This window comes from Streptomyces sp. NPDC052225, from assembly GCF_040679615.1.
Classification (GTDB): Bacteria; Actinomycetota; Actinomycetes; order Streptomycetales; family Streptomycetaceae; genus Streptomyces.
In genome coordinates, this window is record NZ_JBFAVD010000008.1 from 214,417 (window position 1) to 234,149 (window position 19,733).

22 protein-coding genes are annotated in these 19,733 nt (G+C 71.0%); 12 read left to right on the plus strand and 10 right to left on the minus strand.

What is annotated here, in order from left to right; translation table 11 throughout:
- Positions 1–31: 31 nt before the first annotated feature.
- Both AB0L37_RS15245 and miaA read right to left on the minus strand, forming a co-directional pair.
- Complete coding sequence (locus AB0L37_RS15245; RefSeq protein ID WP_365504671.1) at positions 32–499, minus strand: hypothetical protein; 468 nt, start codon at positions 497–499, stop codon at positions 32–34.
- A 107-nt stretch (positions 500–606) separates the two neighbouring features.
- A complete protein-coding gene (gene miaA, locus AB0L37_RS15250) occupies positions 607–1,545 on the minus strand; it encodes a tRNA (adenosine(37)-N6)-dimethylallyltransferase MiaA (protein WP_365504567.1) in 939 nt (312 codons plus the stop codon).
- Between the two features lie 197 nt (positions 1,546–1,742).
- On the opposite strand from miaA, the gene AB0L37_RS15255 reads away from it, so the two are divergent.
- Entirely contained in the window at positions 1,743–2,003 is a 261-nt protein-coding gene (locus AB0L37_RS15255; RefSeq protein WP_365504569.1) for a hypothetical protein, read from the plus strand.
- A gap of 23 nt (positions 2,004–2,026) precedes the next feature.
- Positions 2,027–2,287 carry an antitoxin gene (locus tag AB0L37_RS15260; protein WP_365504571.1) on the plus strand — a complete coding sequence of 87 codons (261 nt, stop codon included), beginning with the start codon at positions 2,027–2,029 and terminating at the stop codon, positions 2,285–2,287.
- Positions 2,288–2,369: 82 nt separating this feature from the next.
- On the opposite strand, the gene AB0L37_RS15265 is transcribed toward AB0L37_RS15260, so the two are convergent.
- The 4 genes from AB0L37_RS15265 to AB0L37_RS15280 are packed head-to-tail and all read right to left on the minus strand — an operon-like array spanning position 2,370 to position 6,815.
- Positions 2,370–3,086, minus strand: coding sequence for a class III extradiol dioxygenase subunit B-like domain-containing protein (locus tag AB0L37_RS15265; RefSeq protein WP_365504573.1), 717 nt, complete (start codon positions 3,084–3,086; stop codon positions 2,370–2,372).
- 10 nt (positions 3,087–3,096) lie between these two features.
- The gene (locus AB0L37_RS15270; protein WP_365504575.1) at positions 3,097–3,450 is read right to left on the minus strand and encodes a hypothetical protein; all 354 of its coding nucleotides are present in this window, start codon (positions 3,448–3,450) and stop codon (positions 3,097–3,099) included.
- Between the two features lie 23 nt (positions 3,451–3,473).
- Positions 3,474–5,000, minus strand: a complete 1,527-nt coding sequence (gene miaB, locus AB0L37_RS15275) for a tRNA (N6-isopentenyl adenosine(37)-C2)-methylthiotransferase MiaB (RefSeq protein WP_365504577.1) — start codon at positions 4,998–5,000, stop codon at positions 3,474–3,476.
- Positions 5,001–5,033: 33 nt separating this feature from the next.
- On the minus strand, positions 5,034–6,815 hold the full coding sequence (locus AB0L37_RS15280; protein WP_365504673.1) for an ABC transporter ATP-binding protein: 1,782 nt from the start codon (positions 6,813–6,815) through the stop codon (positions 5,034–5,036).
- A 179-nt stretch (positions 6,816–6,994) separates the two neighbouring features.
- Between AB0L37_RS15280 and AB0L37_RS15285 the strand changes: the two genes are divergently transcribed.
- Entirely contained in the window at positions 6,995–7,990 is a 996-nt protein-coding gene (locus AB0L37_RS15285; RefSeq protein ID WP_365504579.1) for a TAXI family TRAP transporter solute-binding subunit, read from the plus strand.
- Here AB0L37_RS15285 and AB0L37_RS15290 read toward each other — a convergent pair.
- The gene (locus AB0L37_RS15290; RefSeq protein ID WP_365504581.1) at positions 7,969–9,438 is read right to left on the minus strand and encodes a HAMP domain-containing sensor histidine kinase; all 1,470 of its coding nucleotides are present in this window, start codon (positions 9,436–9,438) and stop codon (positions 7,969–7,971) included. The two genes, AB0L37_RS15285 and AB0L37_RS15290, sit on opposite strands and share 22 nt — an antisense overlap.
- Before the next feature lie 19 nt (positions 9,439–9,457).
- The gene (locus tag AB0L37_RS15295) at positions 9,458–10,144 is read right to left on the minus strand and encodes a response regulator transcription factor (RefSeq protein ID WP_365504583.1); all 687 of its coding nucleotides are present in this window, start codon (positions 10,142–10,144) and stop codon (positions 9,458–9,460) included.
- A gap of 254 nt (positions 10,145–10,398) precedes the next feature.
- On the opposite strand from AB0L37_RS15295, the gene AB0L37_RS15300 reads away from it, so the two are divergent.
- From AB0L37_RS15300 to AB0L37_RS15335, 8 genes are all read left to right on the plus strand, one after another.
- A complete protein-coding gene (locus AB0L37_RS15300) occupies positions 10,399–11,178 on the plus strand; it encodes an amino acid ABC transporter ATP-binding protein (protein WP_365504585.1) in 780 nt (259 codons plus the stop codon).
- 94 nt (positions 11,179–11,272) lie between these two features.
- Positions 11,273–12,112: a glutamate ABC transporter substrate-binding protein gene (locus AB0L37_RS15305; protein ID WP_365504587.1), complete on the plus strand. Its 840-nt coding sequence runs from the start codon at positions 11,273–11,275 to the stop codon at positions 12,110–12,112.
- Between the two features lie 98 nt (positions 12,113–12,210).
- Positions 12,211–12,876, plus strand: a complete 666-nt coding sequence (locus AB0L37_RS15310) for an amino acid ABC transporter permease (protein ID WP_365504589.1) — start codon at positions 12,211–12,213, stop codon at positions 12,874–12,876.
- Positions 12,873–13,766: an amino acid ABC transporter permease gene (locus tag AB0L37_RS15315; protein WP_365504591.1), complete on the plus strand. Its 894-nt coding sequence runs from the start codon at positions 12,873–12,875 to the stop codon at positions 13,764–13,766. Before AB0L37_RS15310 ends, AB0L37_RS15315 begins: the two co-directional genes overlap by 4 nt.
- Positions 13,767–14,141: 375 nt before the next feature.
- A complete protein-coding gene (locus AB0L37_RS15320) occupies positions 14,142–15,755 on the plus strand; it encodes an FAD-dependent monooxygenase (RefSeq protein WP_365504593.1) in 1,614 nt (537 codons plus the stop codon).
- A gap of 85 nt (positions 15,756–15,840) precedes the next feature.
- Positions 15,841–15,912, plus strand: coding sequence for a putative leader peptide (locus AB0L37_RS15325; RefSeq protein ID WP_317852217.1), 72 nt, complete (start codon positions 15,841–15,843; stop codon positions 15,910–15,912).
- A gap of 96 nt (positions 15,913–16,008) precedes the next feature.
- Entirely contained in the window at positions 16,009–16,542 is a 534-nt protein-coding gene (locus AB0L37_RS15330; RefSeq protein ID WP_365504595.1) for a cysteine dioxygenase, read from the plus strand.
- Positions 16,539–16,940, plus strand: coding sequence for a rhodanese-like domain-containing protein (locus tag AB0L37_RS15335; RefSeq protein WP_365504597.1), 402 nt, complete (start codon positions 16,539–16,541; stop codon positions 16,938–16,940). The genes AB0L37_RS15330 and AB0L37_RS15335 overlap by 4 nt, the downstream gene beginning before the upstream one ends.
- 151 nt (positions 16,941–17,091) lie before the next feature.
- On the opposite strand, the gene recX is transcribed toward AB0L37_RS15335, so the two are convergent.
- Positions 17,092–17,874 carry a recombination regulator RecX gene (recX, locus tag AB0L37_RS15340; RefSeq protein WP_365504599.1) on the minus strand — a complete coding sequence of 261 codons (783 nt, stop codon included), beginning with the start codon at positions 17,872–17,874 and terminating at the stop codon, positions 17,092–17,094.
- Between the two features lie 3 nt (positions 17,875–17,877).
- Entirely contained in the window at positions 17,878–18,999 is a 1,122-nt protein-coding gene (recA, locus tag AB0L37_RS15345; protein WP_365504601.1) for a recombinase RecA, read from the minus strand.
- A 180-nt stretch (positions 19,000–19,179) separates the two neighbouring features.
- Here recA and AB0L37_RS15350 point away from each other — a divergent pair, with 180 nt between their 5' ends.
- On the plus strand, positions 19,180–19,662 hold the full coding sequence (locus AB0L37_RS15350; protein WP_365504603.1) for a DUF3592 domain-containing protein: 483 nt from the start codon (positions 19,180–19,182) through the stop codon (positions 19,660–19,662).
- Positions 19,663–19,733: the final 71 nt, after the last annotated feature.

Consider the following 19,733-nt stretch of genomic DNA (forward strand, 5'->3'; position numbering starts at 1 on the left):
ATGGCTCCGACAAGCCCGCGGGAGGACCGGCTCAGCGGAGCCGGGCGACGCGCCAGACCGCCAGGACCGCCGCGGCGGCGACCACGACCACGTACGCGCCCACGACCCGCCAGTCCGGCCGGCGGCCGGAGCCGCGCGGCGGGAGGCCGGGCAGGGTGTAGCCGACGCGGCGGGCGGCCATCATGCCCCAGCCCGCGGCGCAGGAGCTGATCAGCAGACCCAGCATCGCGACCACGGCGCCGCCGTCGCCGAACTCGAAGAACAGCGGGAACGCGAACATCAGGGAGCCGATGGTGGCGAGCATCACGATGGGGGCGAGCTGCCAGATGCGCAGCCGGCGCTGCGGGCGCAGCTCGACCTCGACCTCCGCCGCCTCGTCCTGCGCGGCGATCTCGTCCACGGTCGGGCCGTCGGCGATCACGCCGTCCGGGGTCCGCTCGGGACCGTCGGGGCTCAGTTGCTCGCCGCCTGGTGCGGTGTCACGAGGGCCGGCCTCCATCGCCACGCGCCCTCCCACTCCGGACTCCACTGGTCGATCGATGGTCGATGATGGCACGCTCCGGGAGGCCGGGATGACCGCCCGAGCGTCCCGATGCCATCACGTGATCAGGCTGTAACCGGTCGTTCGACCAACGCCATTGCACGGCCCTGGAGTTCCCCGCGTTCGGCGACGGCCCCACTGAGCCAATGCACCCGGGGGTCGCGCCGGAACCACGAATCCTGGCGGCGCGCGAAGCGCTTGGTGGCGCGGACGGTCTCGGCGCGCGCCTCGTCGTCGGTGCACTCCCCCGCGAGCGCCGCGAGGACCTGCTGGTAGCCGAGTGCGCGCGACGCCGTACGCCCCTCGCGCAGCCCCTGGGCCTCCAGTGCGCGCACCTCGTCGACGAGTCCGGCGTCCCACATGCGGTCCACGCGCGTGGCGATGCGTTCGTCGAGTTCGGGGCGGGCCACATCGACGCCGATCTGGACGGTGTCGTAGACGGAGTCGTGTCCGGGGAGGTTGGCGGTGAAGGGCTTCCCCGTGATCTCGATGACTTCGAGGGCGCGCACGATGCGGCGGCCGTTGCTCGGCAGGATGGCCGTCGCGGCCTCCGGGTCGGCCGCGGCGAGGCGGGCGTGCAGGGCGCCGGAGCCGCGCAGCGCGAGCTCGTCCTCCAGGCGGGCACGGACCTCGGGGTCGGTGCCGGGGAACTCCATCTTGTCGACGGCGCCTCTTACGTAGAGCCCGGATCCGCCGACGAGGATGGGCCAGCGGCCCGCGGCGAGCAGGCGGTCGATCTCCGCGCGGGCGAGTTTCTGGTACTCGGCGACGCTGGCGGTCACCGTGACGTCCCAGATGTCCAGGAGGTGGTGCGGGACTCCGGCGCGCTCCTCGGGCGTCAGCTTGGCGGTGCCGATGTCCATCCCCCGGTACAGCTGCATGGAGTCGGCGTTGACGACTTCGCCGCCGAGTTCCTTGGCGAGGAAGACACCGAGATCGGACTTTCCCGCCGCGGTGGGACCGACGACGGCGATGACCCGCGGGGCGGGAGCTGCGCTACTCACCGCCACAGTCTCGCAAACCTCGGGACCTCTTCTCGAACGAGCTACGTGACGGCACGGGTCCGGGTTCGTTGCCTGTTGCGAGGTTCCGGCCGCCCGGTTCGAGGACCGGTGACCCGTGCGACGCAATGAGACGCACCGGCCAGGGCGGGATTTCGCCCACACGAGTAACGTATGGAGTTGAAATGGGCGTTTTTGCCATGTTTCGCCGGAAGGTCAAGGAAAGCGACGAGGCGTCAACCGCCGAGGCGCAGGCCGCCACTCTGACGGCCGAGCCGGAAGCGGATGGGGCCGAGAGCCCTGCCGAGGCCACCGAGGCCGCCACGGGCGAGCAGAAGGCCGTGGAGACCGAGACCGGCGAGACCGTGGAGGCCGCCGCGACGGAGAGCGTGGAGATTCCGAAGCAGCAGTCCGCGGAACAGGCCGCTGACAACGGGGCCGGCGAGAGCGTCCGCAAGTAGGTTCCGCGAGGGAAGGTGCATCCATGGGCTTCCTGGATTCTCTGAAAGCTAAGCTCAACCCTGCCAAGGACAAGGTCTCCGACCTCGCGCAGCAGCACGGGGACAAGATCGACCAGGGTCTCGACAAGGCCGCCAAGGTGGTCGACGACAAGACCAAGGGCAAGTACAGCGACAAGATCCAGCAGGGTACGGACAAGGCGAAGGACGCCCTGGACAAGCTCTCCGGGCCGGATGCGAACGGCCAGGACGGCGGGGGCACGCCGTCGCCCCCGGCTGCGTCCTGACGTCGCGGGCGGGCACGCACGGCGGACGGCCGCGGAACCCACCGGTTCCGCGGCCGTCCGCCGTGTGCGGCCCGGTGCGGGGCTACGTCCAGGAGGCCACGAAGTAGCCGACTCCGTAGGGCGCGTCCTCGTACAGGAGGCGGGCCGTGCCGTCCCGCTTGTCCCAGGCGTCGGTGAGGAGCTGCCAGGGGACGCGGCCGGAGATCTTCAGCTCGCGGGCGAGGTCCGCGTCGAGGGCGGCCAGATAACCGTCCCGGTCGGCGGTGCGCAGCGCCTCGGCGATGTGCGCGTCCACGCCTTCGGCGCGTTCGTCCAGGTAGCCGGGGGCCTTCACGGTGCGGCAGGCGGTGCCGTCGCCCATGACGAGGAAGCCGATGCGCTCCGTACCGAGAGGGCCGTCGGCGAGGCGCCGGCCGGTTTCGGTGACGTCGAACGCCGACAGGTCCGCCGTCACCTCGTAGCCGCGCACGTTCCCGGTCCACCCCGCGCGCGCGAGCAGCCACGCGCCTACGGAGAGGGACGGCGGGAGCGTGGCCTCCACGGCATCGGCCGGGGCCGCGCCCAAGTGAACGTCCAGGTCGACGCCGAAGGGGCGGAAGGAGCCCTTGGCGCCGGGCCGGTGGACGCCGGTGCGCGGGCCCTCGCCGATCACCCAGATGATGTCGGGTCCGGCCGCGAGCAGCGCCGCGATCGCCTCGTCGCACGCCGCGCGCGCGGCGTCCAGTTCCGGGGCCGCCCCGGCGGCGACCTGGGGCACGAGGAGGGGCGGGCAGGGGCAGACGGCGGCGGCGACAAGCATGATCGGCAGCCTACTGGTCGGGCGCGCTCCAGTAGCGGGGAGCCGGTTCCCCGGGGTCGGGAAGACCCGCCGAGGTGGACCGCGGCACGGGCGGCGGCTCCTCGGAGCTCCAGACCCGTTCCGCGAGGCAGTAGCGCAGGCGGTACGTGCCGAGGGCGCCCCGGATCTCCACGTAGTACGCGTCGTCGTCCTGCCGGAACACCTCGCGGCGCCGCTCGCGCAAGGAGGTGCTGAACCGGTGCGTGCACGCCGTCTCGTACAGCCTGCGGCGTGCTTCTTCGCGCGTGCCGTCGAACCGGGCGACCGGGGCGAGGCTCTCCCCCTCGCCCCGGTCGTGGTCCACGACGATCACCCAGTGCGGCACGACCCGTCCCCCGTCACCTCATGTCAGTCGACCGCGCAGCCCCCGGTCATCGCCGGCAGCGGCTCGGGGACGCCCACCGTGGGCAGGCCCAGCATGACGCCGGCCTTCTTGTCCTGCTCCTCCTTGTTGCGCTTTTCCCATGCGTCGCCCGCGCGCGTGGGGCGCACGTTCAGGACGGGGCCTTCGGCGAGGAGGTGGTGCGGGGCCGCGTACGTGATCTCGACCGTGACGACGTCGCCGGGGCGGACCTCGGTGTCCGGCTTGGTGAAGTGGACGAGGCGGTTGTCGGGGGCGCGGCCGGAGAGGCGGTGCGTGGCGCCGTCCTTGCGGCCCTCACCCTCGGCGACCATGAGCTCCAGGGTGCGGCCGACCTGCTTCTTGTTCTCCTCCCAGGAGATCTCCTCCTGAAGGGCGACGAGACGCTCGTAGCGCGCCTGCACGACCTCCTTGGGGACCTGGTTCTCCATGGTGGCCGCCGGCGTACCGGGGCGCTTGGAGTACTGGAAGGTGAAGGCGGCGGAGAAGCGGGCCTCGCGGACGGCGTGCATCGTCTGCTCGAAGTCCTCCTCGGTCTCGCCGGGAAAGCCCACGATGATGTCGGTGGTGATGGCCGCGTCCGGGATGGCGGCGCGGACCTTCTCGATGATGCCGAGGAAGCGCTCCTGGCGGTACGAGCGCCGCATCGACTTGAGGATGGCGTCCGAGCCGGACTGCATCGGCATGTGGAGCTGCGGCATCACGTTCGGCGTCTCGGCCATCGCCGCGATCACGTCGTCCGTGAAGTCGCGCGGGTGCGGAGACGTGAAGCGGACGCGCTCCAGGCCCTCGATCGTGCCGCAGGCGCGCAGCAGCTTGCTGAAGGCCTCGCGGTCGCCGATGTCGCTGCCGTAGGCGTTCACGTTCTGGCCGAGGAGGGTGATCTCGGAGACGCCCTCGGCGACCAGGGCCTCGATCTCGGCGAGGATGTCGCCGGTCCTGCGGTCCTTCTCCTTGCCGCGCAGCGCGGGCACGATGCAGAAGGTGCAGGTGTTGTTGCAGCCGACGGAGATGGAGACCCAGGCCGCGTACGCGCTCTCGCGGCGGGTCGGCAGCGTGGAGGGGAAGGCCTCCAGGGACTCGGCGATCTCGACCTGGGCCTCTTCCTGGACGCGGGCGCGCTCCAGGAGGACGGGCAGCTTGCCGATGTTGTGCGTGCCGAAGACGACGTCGACCCAGGGCGCCTTCTTGACGATGGTGTCGCGGTCCTTCTGGGCGAGGCAGCCGCCGACGGCGATCTGCATGCCGGGGCGCGACGCCTTGCGGGGGGCGAGGCGGCCGAGGTTGCCGTAGAGGCGGTTGTCGGCGTTCTCACGGACCGCGCAGGTGTTGAAGACGACGACGTCGGCGTCGCCGTCCGCGTCCTCGGGGGCGCGGACGTACCCCGCGTCCTCAAGGAGGCCCGACAAGCGCTCGGAGTCGTGGACGTTCATCTGGCACCCGTAGGTGCGCACTTCATACGTCTTGGTGTCCTGAACGTCCACTGCCTGACTCCGGTCGCCGCTGCTGGTCATGGAACAAGGGTAGGCCGTCCGGAGGACACGTCCTCACGGCCTCAGCCGGACCTCCTGGGGCTGCTCGTCCTCGGCGCTGTCGTCCAGGAAGCCGCCCGACTGGTGCAGCCACAGGCGGGCGTAGGTGCCGTCCGAGTCGAGCAGCTCCTGGTGCGTGCCCTGTTCCACGATCCGCCCGCGGTCGAGGACGACGAGGCGGTCCATGCCCGCGACCGTGCTCAGGCGGTGCGCGACGACGAGGGCGGTGCGGCCCTCCATGAGGCGCCACAGCGCTTCCTGGACGAGGACCTCGCTCTCGGAGTCCAGGGCGCTGGTCGCCTCGTCGAGGAGCAGGATCGGGGCGTCACGCAGGATGGCGCGGGCCAGGGCGACGCGCTGGCGCTGGCCGCCGGAGAGCTTGACGCCACGCTCGCCGACGAGAGTGTCGAAGCCGTCGGGCAGGGTGTCGGCGAACTCCGTGACGTGCGCCGCCTCCGCCGCGCGCCGGACCTCCGCGTCGGTGGCGTCGGGCCGGGCGAAGGCGATGTTGTCGCGCAGGCTGCGGTGGAACATGGCCGGGTCCTGGGGCACGTACGCGATGAGGCTGCGCAGGTCGCGCTGGCGCAGGGCCGCGATGTCCTGGCCGCCGACGAGGATCCGGCCGCCCTGGAGGTCGGTCATCCGCAGCAGCAGCCGGGTCAGGGTCGTCTTGCCGCCGCCGGAGCGGCCGACGAAGCCGATCCGGGCGCCGCCGGGCACGTCCAGGTCGAGGCCCTCGAAGAGCGGCCGGCCGCCCGCGTACGCGAAGGTCACCTTCTCGAAGCGGACGTCCGCGCGGCCGCGGCGAAGGGGTTCGGGGGCGGGCGGGTCGAGGACGGTCGGCGGGTCGAGGAGGAGCTGCGTGAACTGGGCCGCCTCCGTCATCGAGCTCTCCAGGCGGCGGTAGATCTGATTGAAGTCGAACATGATGCGCGTCGCGTTCGTGTAGTACGTGAAGGCGACGACGACGCCCTCGACGCCGTGTCCCGCGCCGAGCGTGACCGCGAGCAGCAGACCGAGGGCGTTCGTGAGGACGGAGAGCGGGGCGACGACGGTGTCGATGCGCAGGTTGCCGTAGTCCCAGGAGCGGAGCATCAGTCGGCATGACTCGGCGACACGGGTGCGGTGTTCGGCGGCCTCGCGCTCCTCGGCGGCGAACGCGCGGACGGTGTCCATGTTCATCAGGCTGTCCGCGACGTGTCCGGCGACGCGGGCGACGGCCGCCTCGCGCGCGTCGACGAGACGCTGCCGGCGGCGGATGAGCGGCGCCACGCACACGGCGGTCAGCGCGATCATCGACAACAGGCCGACGACGAGCAGGGGTTCGTAGGTCCACAGGACGACCGAGCCGAACAGCAGCGGTACGAGGTCGGCCGTGATCCGGAAGACGAGCGTGTCGACGAACTCCTCGAAGCGGGACGCGAAGCTCAGGACGCGCTTGGTGAGCGATCCGGCGAAGTTGTCGTGGAAGAACGCGGCGTCCTTCGCGTACAGCTCGTCCATGCCGAAGATGTAGAGCCGCTCGACGCCGCGCGCGTCCAGGCGGTTGAGGCAGTGGAAGCCGAAGCGCCACAGCGTCTCGGCGACCAGGAGGACGCCGGAGAAGGCGAGGACGTACGGGAGCGCTTCGGAGACGCTGACCGTGTGGGAGCCCGCGATGTCGCCGACGAGCTTGGCGACGAGCAAGGGGGCCACGTAGTGGAGGCCGATGTTGCCGAATGCCGGGAGGAGCAGGGCGGGGACCGTCATGCGGCGCTGCCGGCGCAGTTCTCCCACGTAGTGGCGCAGGGCGAGCATGACCGCTCCGCGGCCGGGTGTCGTGCTGGGTAACTCGGGTGTCGTTGCCACGTCAACCCCTCGTCGTCGAGGGAAAAGTGTCCCGCGGCGGCGGGTGCAGGGTCCACGGGTTTTCGGTGCGTCCGCCGCGGTATGCAGGCCCTGGTCAGCGCCGGGTCCGACCTGGCAGGATCGCGCCCATGTCGCAGCTGTCCGCCCGTTTCACCCGCCGCCGCGCCCTCACGGGCTCCGCGGTCGGCCTTGTGGTGTTCGGGCTGCTCCTGTGGTGGGTGCTGCCGCTGGGCGATGAGACGCCGAGTGGCCGGATCACGTTCAGCACGGGAGCCCGCACCGGTGTCTACGAGCTCTACGGCGACCTCCTCGAATCGGCCCTCGCCCGCGACGTGCCCGGCCTCGACGTGACGCTCGCGAGCAGCGAGGGCTCGTGGATGAACGTGGAGCGGGTGGCCACCGGCAAGGCCGACTTCACGATCGCCGCGGCCGACGCCGTGGCGAAGTACCAGTCCGACAGGCTGCCCGGCGCCGACCGGCTGCGCGGCTGCGCCCGCCTCTACGACGACTACATGCAGCTCGTCGTGCCGAAGACGTCCGACGTGAGGTCGGTGGCCGACCTGCGCGGCAAGAAGGTCGCCGTCGGCGGCGCGGGCTCGGGCGTACGGCTGATCGCCGACCGGCTCCTGTCGGCCGCGGGCCTGGACATCGACCAGGACATCGAGCCGCGGAACATCGGGATAGACGCCATGCCGCGGGCGCTGCAATCCGGCGAGATCGACGCGTTCTTCTGGTCGGGCGGCCTGCCCACCGACCATGTACGCGACCTCTCGGAGGAGTTCCCGATCCGCCTGGTCGAGCTCGGCAGCCTGGTGGAGAAGCTGCACCAGCAGGGCGGCGCCTCGCGCTACTACCGCGCCGCCGTGATGCCCGCCGACGCCTACCCGGCCGCGCAGCAGGGCGAGCCCGTGACCACGCTGGCCGTGGCGAACCTCCTGGTGACGACCGACCGCACCGATCCGCGGCTGACCGAGGCGATGACCCGTACGGTGATCGACAGCCGGGACCGGATCGGCGCCGAGGTGCACGCGGCTCAGCTCGTCGACCTCAGGACGGCCGTCTACACGGACCCGCTCGCCCTGCACGAGGGCGCACGCCGCTACTACCGCTCGGTCAAGCCCTGAGGCTCCGCGAGCCGCTCCCCGGGGCCCGCGTCGCGGGACTGCGGGACCGGCGCGGTCCTGGGCACGCGCAGCGTCACCTTGAGGCCGTGCGGTTCGTGCGTCTCGTACGTGATCGTGCCGCCGCCGGCCGTGAGCAGGGCCCGCGAGATGGACAGGCCGAGCCCCGAGCCCTTGATGTTCTGGTGCTGGGTGCTGCGCCAGAACCGGTCGCCGATGCGGGCCAGCTCCTCCTCGCGCAGGCCGGGGCCGCGGTCGGCGATCTCGATGGCGGTGGTGCCGCCGTTCGCCACGACGGTGACGCGGACCTCCTCGCCTGCGGGCGTGAACTTCAGCGCGTTGTCGATCACTGCGTCCAGGGCGCTGGACAGCGCGATCGGGTCGGCCCAGCCGGTCGCGGCCGGGCAGTCGGCGACGAGCCGGACGCCCTTCTCGTCGGCGGTCGGACGCCAGGCCTCGACCCGCTCGGTCGCGAGCTCGCCGAGGTCGGTGAGGTGCAGGTCGGCGGCGGCGTGCTCGGCCAGGGCCAGGTCGAGCAGGTCGTCGAGGACGCGGGCGAGGCGCTTGCCCTCGGCCCGTACGGACGCGATCTCCTCGTTCCCCTCCGGCAGTTCGTACGACAGGACTTCGATGCGCAGCAGCAGGGCGGCCAGCGGGTTGCGCAGTTGGTGCGAGGCGTCGGCGACGAAGGCGCGCTGCTGCTCCAGCACGTTCTCGACGTTGTCCGCCATCTCGTTGAACGACCGGGCCAGGCGCCGGAGTTCCGGCGGACCGCCGGCAGCCGCCACGCGTGACTTGAGACGGCCCGTGGCGATGTCGTGGGTGGTGGCGTCGAGGACGCGTACGGGACGCAGGATCCAGCCGGTCAGGCGGAGCGCGGCGCCGACCGCGAGCAGCATCGCGGCCACTTCGCCCGCCGCGATGACCAGCCAGCCGCGCAGCGTCTTGGCGCGCATCGCGCCGGTCGGCGAGTCGGTGACGACGACCGCGACGACGTCGCCGTCGCGGATGACGGGCGAGGCGACCACGAGCCGGCCGCGCTGCCACGGCCACACCTGCGGCGGGTCGTGGCTGCCGCGCGAGTACAGCGCCTCCTCGAAGGCGTCGCGCAGGGCGCCCTCGGCGAACGGCACCCGGAAGCTGCTGGGCGCACTGCCCATCGGCTCGCGGTCCCGGTAGAAGACACCGGCCCTTATCCCGTACACGTCGTGGTAGCGGTCGAGCTCCTTCTGGAGCGTCTGCTGCCGCTCGTCGGTCTCGGCGGCGGCGCCCGGAGCGGGCCGCGTGGTGACGAACTGCGCGAGCGAGGCGAACCGCGCGGTGTCGTCGATCCGGTCGACCACGACCTTCTGCTGCTGCGCGGAGGCCACGCTCACGGCGAGCGGGAAGCCGAGCGCGAGGAGCACGCCCGCCATGAGGACGATGAGCAGCGGAAGCAGGCGAGTGCGCACGCGGGGACTCTACGGGGTGCTAAGCGGCCGGGGCGACGAGCCGGTAGCCGACGCCGCGCACGGTCTCGATGAGGGCGGGCATCCGCAATTTGGAGCGCAGTGAGGCGACGTGCACCTCCAGGGTGCGCCCCGTCCCCTCCCAACTGGTGCGCCACACCTCGCTGATGATCTGTTCCCGGCGGAAGACGACCCCGGGCCGCTGCGCGAGCAGCGCCAGCAAGTCGAACTCCTTACGGGTGAGTTGGACCGCGCTGCCGTCCACCGTGACCTGTCGCGTGGGCAGTTCGATGTGGACGGGGCCGAGTCGCAGCCCGCTCTCGGCGACGGCCGCGGTCTCCCCCGCCACGCTGCGCCGGCTGACGGCATGGATGCGGGCGAGCAACTCCCCTGTGTCGTACGGCTTCACTACGTAGTCGTCCGCACCGAGGTTGAGGCCATGAATGCGCGACCGTACGTCCGCGCGCGCGGTCACCATGATGACCGGCGTCGAGGTGCGCTTGCGGATCTTGCCGCAGACCTCGTAGCCGTCCTGGTCGGGCAGGCCGAGGTCCAGCAGGACGACTCCGAACGCGGCGGGTTCGGGGACGAGCGCCTGGAGCGCCTCCTCGCCGTTGCGCGCGTGGTGCACGGCGAAGCCGTGGCGGGACAGGACCGCCGACAGAGCCGCGGCCACATGGTCGTCGTCCTCGACGAGCAGCAGTCTCATTCCGGCCCCCTCACGTATCCCGGCCTCTCCAGGTTCACCCAGGCATCCACGCCGATACATAAGGATGTCGTCAAGTGCCTGCGGGTTACGTCCTTGTTCCGTTATGCACCCGGTACGCGCGACCCGCGCCGCCTTCACGCATTGTGTCCGGTTGCGGCCGGATCGTTATGCTCAATTTCCCCTCAGATGTAATGACGCTGGTCGTACCGGGTTACTACTGTCCTCCCAACCGAGGAGGATGGAGCACCACCCCGATGACCGACGTTTCGGTGACCAAGGACGCCACTCCCCCTGTGGGCGACGCGCTGGTCGCACTGAGCCGGGTGAACAAGCACTTCGGCGCGCTGCACGTGCTCCAGGACATCGACCTGACGATCGCGCGCGGCGAGGTCGTGGTCGTCATCGGCCCGTCCGGCTCCGGCAAGTCGACGCTGTGCCGCACGATCAACCGCCTGGAGACCATCGACGACGGCGCGATCACGATCGACGGCAAGCCGCTGCCCCAGGAGGGCAAGGAGCTGGCCCGGCTCCGCGCCGACGTGGGCATGGTCTTCCAGTCCTTCAACCTCTTCGCGCACAAGACGGTGCTCGAGAACGTGATGCTGGGCCAGATCAAGGTCCGCAAGGCGGACAAGAAGCAGGCCGAGGAGAAGGCCCGCGCGCTGCTCGACCGCGTCGGCGTCGGCACGCAGGCGGACAAGTACCCCGCGCAGCTCTCCGGCGGCCAGCAGCAACGCGTCGCCATCGCCCGCGCGTTGGCGATGGACCCGAAGGTGATGCTCTTCGACGAGCCGACCTCCGCGCTCGACCCGGAGATGATCAACGAGGTCCTTGAGGTGATGCAGCAGCTCGCCCGGGACGGCATGACCATGGTGGTGGTCACGCACGAGATGGGCTTCGCCCGCTCGGCGGCCAACCGCGTCGTCTTCATGGCGGACGGCCGCATCGTCGAAGAGGCCACCCCCGACCAGTTCTTCAGCAACCCGCGCAGCGATCGGGCCAAGGACTTCCTGTCGAAGATCCTGCACCACTGACGCGCGCCCGCGCGTGCGCCCCGAACCGGCGCCCCACGCGCGCGTGTTGAGTTTTTTCCTACCTGCCGAATCTGCGACACGAAGGATGTTCCTCATGAAGCTTCGCAAGATCACCGCGGCGGCCTCCGTCGCCCTCGCCCTCGCTGTCACCGCCACGGCCTGCGGCAGCGATGACGGCGACAGCGACAAGGGCGGCTCGGGCGGCGGCAAGATCACCATTGGCGTCAAGATCGACCAGCCCGGCATCGGCATGAAGACCCCGGACGGCAAGTACGAGGGCTTCGACATCGACGTCGCGACCTACGTGGCCAAGGAACTCGGCTACGACGCGGGCGACATCGAGTGGAAGGAAGCCAAGAGCGCCGACCGCGAGACCATGCTGCAGCGCGGTGACGTGGACTTCATCGCCGCCTCGTACTCGATCAACGACGAGCGCGCGGCGAAGGTCGACTTCGCCGGCCCGTACCTCCTGGCCCACCAGGACGTGCTGATCCGCGCGAACGACAACACCATCAAGGACCCGAAGGACCTGAACAACAAGAAGCTCTGTTCGGTCACGGGCTCGACGTCCGCGCAGAACGTCAAGGACAAGCTGGCCCCCAAGGCCCAGCTCCAGGAGTACGGCGGCTACTCGGAGTGCCTGACGGGTGTCGAGAGCAAGGCGATCGACGCGCTGACCACCGATGACTCGATCCTCGCCGGTTACGCCGCGCAGGCCGAGTTCAAGGGCAAGTTCAAGCTCGGCGGCTTCAAGATGACCAACGAGAACTACGGCATCGGTGTCAAGAAGGGCAGCGACCTCAAGGCCAAGATCAACAAGGCCCTGGAGAAGATGGTCTCGGACGGTTCCTGGGAGAAGGCCGTGAAGGCCAACTTCGGCCCGGCGAACTACAAGAACGAGCCCGCCCCGAAGATCGGCAACATCGTCAAGTGACGTGGTGACGCAGGGCGCGGCGGCTCCTCCGCAAGGACGGACCGCCGCGCCCTCCTCACATCCGGCAGCCCTCCACACACGCGGAAGCGCGGGAGATCGTGTTCGACTTTCTTGAAGGTTACGACCTGCTGGGAGCGTTCTGGGTGACGGTGAAACTCACCGCTCTCTCAGCCGTCGGCTCCCTCATATGGGGAACCGTCCTGGCCGGCATGCGGGTCGGCCCGGTCCCCATGATGCGCGGCTTCGGCACCGCGTACGTCAACATCGTGCGGAACATTCCGCTCACCGTCATCATCGTGTTCACCTCGCTCGGCCTCTTCCAGACGCTCGGCATGGACATGGGCTCGAGTCAGTTCGACAGCACCAACTTCCGTCTGTCGGTGCTCGGTCTGACCGCGTACACGGCGGCGTTCGTCTGCGAGGCGCTGCGCTCGGGCATCAACACGGTGCCGCTCGGCCAGGCCGAGGCGGCCCGCGCACTCGGGCTCAGCTTCAGCCAGGTGCTGCGGCTGATCATCCTTCCTCAGGCCTTCCGCTCCGTGGTGGCCCCGCTCGCCAACGTGCTGATCGCGCTCACCAAGAACACCACCGTGGCCGCGGCCATCGGTGTCGCCGAGGCCGCGCTCCTCATGAAGGAAATGATCGAGAACGAGGCCCAGCTCATCCTGATCTCCGCCGTCTTCGCGTTCGGCTTCATCTGCCTGACGCTGCCGACCGGTCTGATCCTCGGCTGGGTGAGCAAGAAGGTGGCGGTGAAGCGATGACGTCGATCCTCTACGACGCCCCCGGCCCCCGGGCCAAGCGGCGCAACATCCTGTACTCCATAGGCTTCCTCGTCGTCTTCGCCCTCGTGGCGTGGTGGGTGGTCGTCAAGCTCAACGACAAGCACCAGCTCGACTGGGTCAAGTGGAAGCCGTTCTTCACGGACATCCGCCCGTGGGAGACCTACATCTGGCCGGGTCTGGAGAACACGCTGACGGCGGCCGGGTTCGCGATGGTGATCGCGCTGCCGCTGGGCGCGTTCTTCGGCATCGCGCGCCTCTCCGACCACCTGGCGATCCGCATTCCGTCCGGCACGGTCGTCGAGTTCTTCCGCGCGATCCCGGTCCTGATCCTGATGATCTTCGCGAACGCGGCGTACTCCGAGTTCACGAACGTCTCGTCGGACGACCGCCCGCTCTACGCCGTCGTCACCGGCCTGGTGCTCTACAACGCGTCGGTCCTCGCGGAGGTCGTCCGCGCGGGCATCCTCGCCCTGCCCAAGGGCCAGACCGAGGCCGCGTACGCCATCGGTCTGCGCAAGGGCCAGACGATGCGCGCGATCCTGCTCCCGCAGTCGGTGACCGCGATGCTGCCGGCGATCGTCAGCCAGCTCGTCGTCATCGTGAAGGACACCGCGCTGGGTGGCGCGATGCTCACGTTCTCCGAACTGCTCGCCTCCGTGCGGCCGATGAGTGCCGCCTACGGAGCGAACACGATCGCCTGCTTCACGATCGTGGCGCTCATCTTCATCGCGATCAACTTCACGCTGACGACGTTCGCCTCATGGCTCGAGGCGCGACTGCGGCGCGCGAAGAAGTCGACGGGAGCGGTCCTCGCGCCGACGGCCGTCGCGGGAACGGCGGGCACAGGCGCCGGGGGCGGCGGCATCTGACGCCGCGTCATCGACCGGTCGTGTACCACGGAGGCAGTGGCGGGATCGCCACTGCCTCCGTCACTTGACGCAAGCACCGGCAATGGGTTGCATACGCTCTGTGAACGCGCACCCCGCTCCAACTGCCCGTCCTTGTACGTCGAAGCGGGTCGGTGGAAGCAGGCGTGCGTTTCCGCGTCGTTCGGGGCGTGCGATCGGTGTGCCGGGCGAAGGTCCCAGTAGCGGTGCTACTCGGGCCTTCGGCCGGTGCGTCGAGCGCGCGTCCCGGGCGGCGTGGGGATGTGCGCCTGCTTCCACCGACCCGCTTGGTACGCCGCCCGCGGATCATCGCGGGACGCTCCCCGGCGGGCTTCCCGGGGCAGGAGGGTCCGCGCTGTGGATCCGGTGATCGTCGTCGGCGCGGGCCCGGTCGGGCTCACGCTGTCCCTCGCCCTCGCGCGTCAGGGCGTACCGTCCGTGATTCTCGACGAAGGCCCCGGCAAGGACGAGCAGCGTCCGGCCCGCACCGTCGTGCTGCGCGAGGACACCGCGGCCCTCGCCGAGCGCCTCGCGGGACGGTCCTTCGACGGCGTCGGCGCCCGCTGGACCGGCTGGCGCTCGCTGCGCCGCAAGCAGGAGATGCGGGCCCTGGAGTTCGGGGCCGCGCTGCCCGCCCCGCTGCACATCGCCCAGCACGAGCTGACCGGCGCGCTGCGCGAGGCCGTCGCCCACGAACGGCTCATCAAGGTCACCGTCGACTCCCGCCTCGACTCGATCGAGGAGGACAAGACCGGCCTGACCGCCCACACCCGCGGCCCCAAGGGCACCTGGTGGCGCGGAAGTTACCTGGTCGGCTGCGACGGCCCGCGCTCCACGGTCCGCAAGCTGCTCGACATCCGCTTCCCCGGCCGCACCGCCGTCGAGCGGCACGCGGTCGCCGCACTGCGTACGGAACTTCCGTGGCCCGGTGAGGCGTTGCTCCATCGGAGCCCTCCGTGGCGGACCTCGGGTCCCTCGGGCGCGGAGGTCGTCGGCCGGCCCCTCGCCGACGGCGTCTGGCGCCTTGACTGGCTGCTGCCGCCCCGCAGCGACCTGGTCACCCCGGACGTCCTGGTGACGCGCGTCCGGGAGACGCTCGCGGGCTGGTGCGGAGGCTCCACCCCGCCGTACGAGCTGCTCGACACCGGCGTCCACACGGTGCACCACCGGCTCGCCCGCCGCTGGCGCGTGGGCCGGGCCTTCCTCGCCGGGGACGCCGCGCACCTCCTGGGCGCGCTCGGCACCCAGGGCCTGGACGAGGGTCTGCGCGACGCCGACAACCTCGCCTGGAAACTGGCCCTGGCCTGGCACGACGGGCCGCGCCCCGGCTCCGGCCTGCTGCTCGACAGCTATCAGGCCGAGCGCCGCGCCGTCGTCGCCGGACGGCTGCGCGCCGCGGACCAGGCGCTGCCGATACTGCGGGGCGGCAAGGGCCTGCGCTCGTACGTACCCGGGTCCGCCCGGGGCCACGACGCGCTGCTCACGGACGGCCATCTGGGGCACGGTCCGCTCGGCGCGCCGGGGGCGTACGCCGACTCGCCACTCTCGCCCGCGCGCTCCGCCTCGCAGGTGGAGGTCGGCACCGCGACAGGAGCGCCCGTCGCCGACGTGCGGGTGACGGCGCCCGACGGCTCGTTCGTCCAGCTCCGCGACCGGCTCGGCCTCGGACCGCTGCTCGTCGTCCTCGTCGCGCCCGGCACCGGCGTCTGGGACCGCAAGCACTGGATGTCGGCGGGCCTGATGCCGCGCCTCGCGGCGGCCGTCGCCGCCCTGCCGCACGAGGCCGAACTCCTGGTCACCGAGAGCTATCCGGAGGCGCCCGCGCACACGGTGCTCCTGATCCGGCCCGACGGACATCTGGTGACGGCGCTCAGCGGGGTGCGGCCCGCCGAGCTCTACGAAGCGGCGCGCTCGGCCCTCGGCGGGCCCGTGCCGGACACCGAGCCCGCGGAGAGCGCGACCCGGGCCTGAACACGCGGGCGGTGGGCTCCCTCACGGTCGGTTGACCGGTGCCCACCGCCATGCTGTACTGCGGAGCGTGACGATCGACACCGATGTGCGCCTGTGGCGGAGGGTCCATATGGACCTGGTCCGCTACGCGGGCTGCATGTGTCGCCCGTCCTGCTGAATTCGCTGTTCCTCCCCCTCACGCGCCCCGCCCTGCTTCGCCGTACCCACGGCCGCCGCGGCGCGCGCCCTTCGCGAACTTCTCAGGACGGTACCCGTGTCCCTGCACACGCCTTCTCCCGGTGCGACCACACTCGCGCCGCCCACCCAGGCCGAACTCCTCGACTTCGTCCGCCGCACCGCCGCGGACCGCGACCTCGTCGCCTCCCTTCCGCTCGATCCCGAAGGCCGTACGTGGGTACGGCTCGACGGTCCCGGCGGCAGCGAGGCCTGGCTCATCGGCTGGCCGCCGGGCACCGGCACCGGCTGGCACGACCACGCCGAATCCGTCGGCGCGTTCCTCACCGCCGCGGGTGAACTGACGGAGCACTCCCTCGCCGCCCGGCTGCCCACTGATGGCTGGAAGACCCTCGAACTGTCCGAAGACGTGGACAGGGAACGGAAGTTGAGCGCCGGCCGGGGCCGCGCCTTCGGCCGCCACCATGTGCACGAGGTCCTGAACGAGTCCCCCACCGAGCACGCTGTCTCGGTGCACGCCTACTACCCGCCGCTCCCGCAGATCCGCCGCTACAGCCGTACCGGCCCCGTGCTGCGCCTGGAGTCGGTGGAACGCCCGGAGGACTGGCAGTGAGCGACCCGACGCCCCCGGTGGGCATCGACGAACTCCTCGAGCGCGTACGGTCCGGCCTCGACCGGGTCGAGCCGGCGGAGGCCTTCGCGGCGGCCTCCGCGGGCGAGGCGCTCCTGGTCGACATCCGGTACGCGGCGCTGCGCGAGCGTGACGGCCTGATCCCCGGCGCCCTCGTGGTCGAACGCAACGAACTGGAGTGGCGCCTCGATCCGCAGGGCAGCCACCGCGCCCCCGAGGCGACCGGCCACGAACTACGGGTCGTGGTCCTGTGCAACGAGGGGTACGCGTCCAGCCTCGCGGCCGCGTCCCTACGGCAGTTGGGGCTGCACCGGGCGACGGACCTGGTGGGCGGTTTCCAGGCATGGCGGACGGCGGGCCTGCCGGTGACACCTGCCTGACAGCCGTGGCTCCGGATGGCTCCGGGCGGAAGGGGGTCCAGGGCGGGGCGAGGTTCCGGACGGGCGGGCGGTTCCGGGCGGGGGCGGTTCCGAGCATAGGGGGCTCCGCACCGGCGGAGCCCCTGCCCTCGAACCCCTGCTTCTCGAACCCTTACTCCTCGAACCCCAAGTCCTCGGTCTCCTCGCCCTCTTCCTCCAGCGCCTGCCGCACCACACGCAGCGCCATGCCCTCCGGGTAGCCCTTGCGGGCGAGCATCCCCGCGAGGCGGCGCAGCCGCTTGTCACGGTCGAGCCCGCGCGTGGAGCGGAGCTTACGGGCGACCAGGTCGCGCGCGGTCTCCTCCTCCTGCTCGGTGTCGAGCTGCCCGACCGCCTCGTCGATCACCGCGGAGTCGACGCCCTTGGTGCGCAGCTCACGGGCGAGCGCCCGGCGGGCAAGACCCCGGCCGTGGTGCCGGGACTCCACCCACGCGTCGGCGAAGGCACTGTCGTTGATGAGCCCGACCTCTTCGAACCGGGACAGCACCTCCTCCGCCACCTCGTCGGGGATCTCCCGCTTGCGCAGCGCGTCGGCCAGCTGCTTGCGCGTGCGCGGGGTCCCGGTGAGCAGGCGCAGACAGATGTTCCGCGCCCGCTCCGCCGGGTCCCCTGACGGCTCCCCGCGCCCGGCCCTCGACGGGTCCGGGGGGCCGTCGTCCTGTGCGGCACCGGACGGGTCCCCGAACCCGCCCCGGCGCCGACGTCCGCGCGGCCCGGCCCCGCCCCGCGCACGTCCACCCCGGCGCGGCCCGTCCGCCGCGCCGTCCCCCGCTTCGCTGTCGTATCCGCCCTCCCCGTACCCGGCGGCTTCGTCCCCCTCGCCGCCCCCGCGCCCCTGGCCCTGGGGGACGGCGGGGTGGGCGTCGAACTCGGCCCAGTCGGTTCGTCGTGTCACGGACTAGCTCTTGGCCGCCGCGGCCTTGGACTTGGCGGCCTTGGGCGCGGGCACCGTCTTGGCCGCGTCCTCGGCGACCGCGGGGGCTGCCGCGTCCGCGGCCGGCTCGGCGGCCGGCTCCTCGGTCTTCTTCACACCGACGCCCAGCTTTTCCTTGATCTTCTTCTCGATCTCGTTGGCCAGGTCGGGGTTGTCCTTCAGGAAGTTGCGCGCGTTCTCCTTGCCCTGGCCGAGCTGGTCGCCCTCGTACGTGTACCAGGCACCGGCCTTGCGGACGAAGCCGTGCTCCACGCCCATGTCGATCAGGCCGCCCTCGCGGGAGATGCCCTGGCCGTAGAGGATGTCGAACTCGGCCTGCTTGAAGGGCGGCGCGACCTTGTTCTTGACGACCTTGACGCGGGTGCGGTTGCCGACCGCGTCCGTGCCGTCCTTCAGGGTCTCGATGCGGCGGATGTCCATGCGCACCGAGGCGTAGAACTTCAGCGCGCGGCCACCGGTCGTGGTCTCCGGCGAGCCGAACATCACACCGATCTTCTCGCGGAGCTGGTTGATGAAGATCGCCGTGGTCTTCGACTGGTTGAGAGCCGAGGTGATCTTCCGGAGCGCCTGCGACATCAGTCGGGCCTGAAGGCCCACGTGCGAGTCGCCCATCTCACCCTCGATCTCCGCGCGCGGCACGAGCGCGGCGACGGAGTCGATGACGATGAGGTCGAGAGCGCCGGAGCGCACCAGCATGTCGACGATCTCGAGCGCCTGCTCGCCGTTGTCCGGCTGCGACAGGATGAGGTTGTCGATGTCGACACCGAGCTTCTTCGCGTACTCGGGGTCGAGGGCGTGCTCCGCGTCCACGAAGGCCACCGCGCCGCCGGCCCGCTGGGCGTTGGCCACGGCGTGCAGCGTCAGGGTCGTCTTACCGGAGGACTCCGGGCCGTACACCTCCACCACACGGCCGCGCGGGATGCCGCCGACGCCGAGCGCGACGTCGAGCGCGGTCGACCCGGTGGGGATGACCTCGATGGGCTCATTCGGCCGCTCGCCCATGCGCATCACTGCGCCCTTGCCGAATTGCCGTTCAATCTGTGCGAGCGCGGCGTCGAGCGCCTTCTCGCGGTCGGTTCCTGCCATGGGTTCCACCCGATTTGCTTGAGTCGATCGCTTCACGTCAAAGACGCTAACGCCTGCCACTGACAATCGGCCTCGACGCCCGTCCGGCCTGTGGATAACTCGAGGCTCCTCGCCCGGTCACTCTCCTCGAATCCCTTGGGATTGTTGGCGAGAGAGCCCCTGGACACTCCATAAGAATGGATGTTCGATTTTGGTGTCAAGCGCACCACGCGGCGCACGGCGCCCTGTCGCATCCGGGACAACACCCTTGCCTCCGAGCAAGCGATGCGGGACGAGAGGGACGAAGTGCGGGTTCAGGTTCGTGGCCGGGGCTCCGGCTGGTGGGCCACATTCGGCCTGATCACCTTCGGGAGGCTGTTCCTGGCCGCCGGGCCGACCGTGGCGGGGATCTCGGTCTCGTATCCGGCCGGCGCCGAGCGGGCCCAGGGCAGGGTGGCTCTTGCGGGACACGCCGCTGCGGCCGCCCAAAAGCGGGTCGAGGTGCTGTACCGCGCCGATTGCCCCGAGGACGCGAGGATCAACGGATTCGTCTCGCTATGGCTGCTGCCGCTGGTCTTCAGCTTGGTCGGGCTGGTGATCACGGGAATCGGCACGGGGATCGCCGCGGCGCGGCACCGCAGCGCGTCGGTCGCGCCCGCACAACCCGCAGCCGCGTCCGCTTAACCCGGCCCGCCCATGGGGGCCGCCAGCCACACCGGATACTCCCCCCGTCGTACGACCAGTGCCTTCGGCCG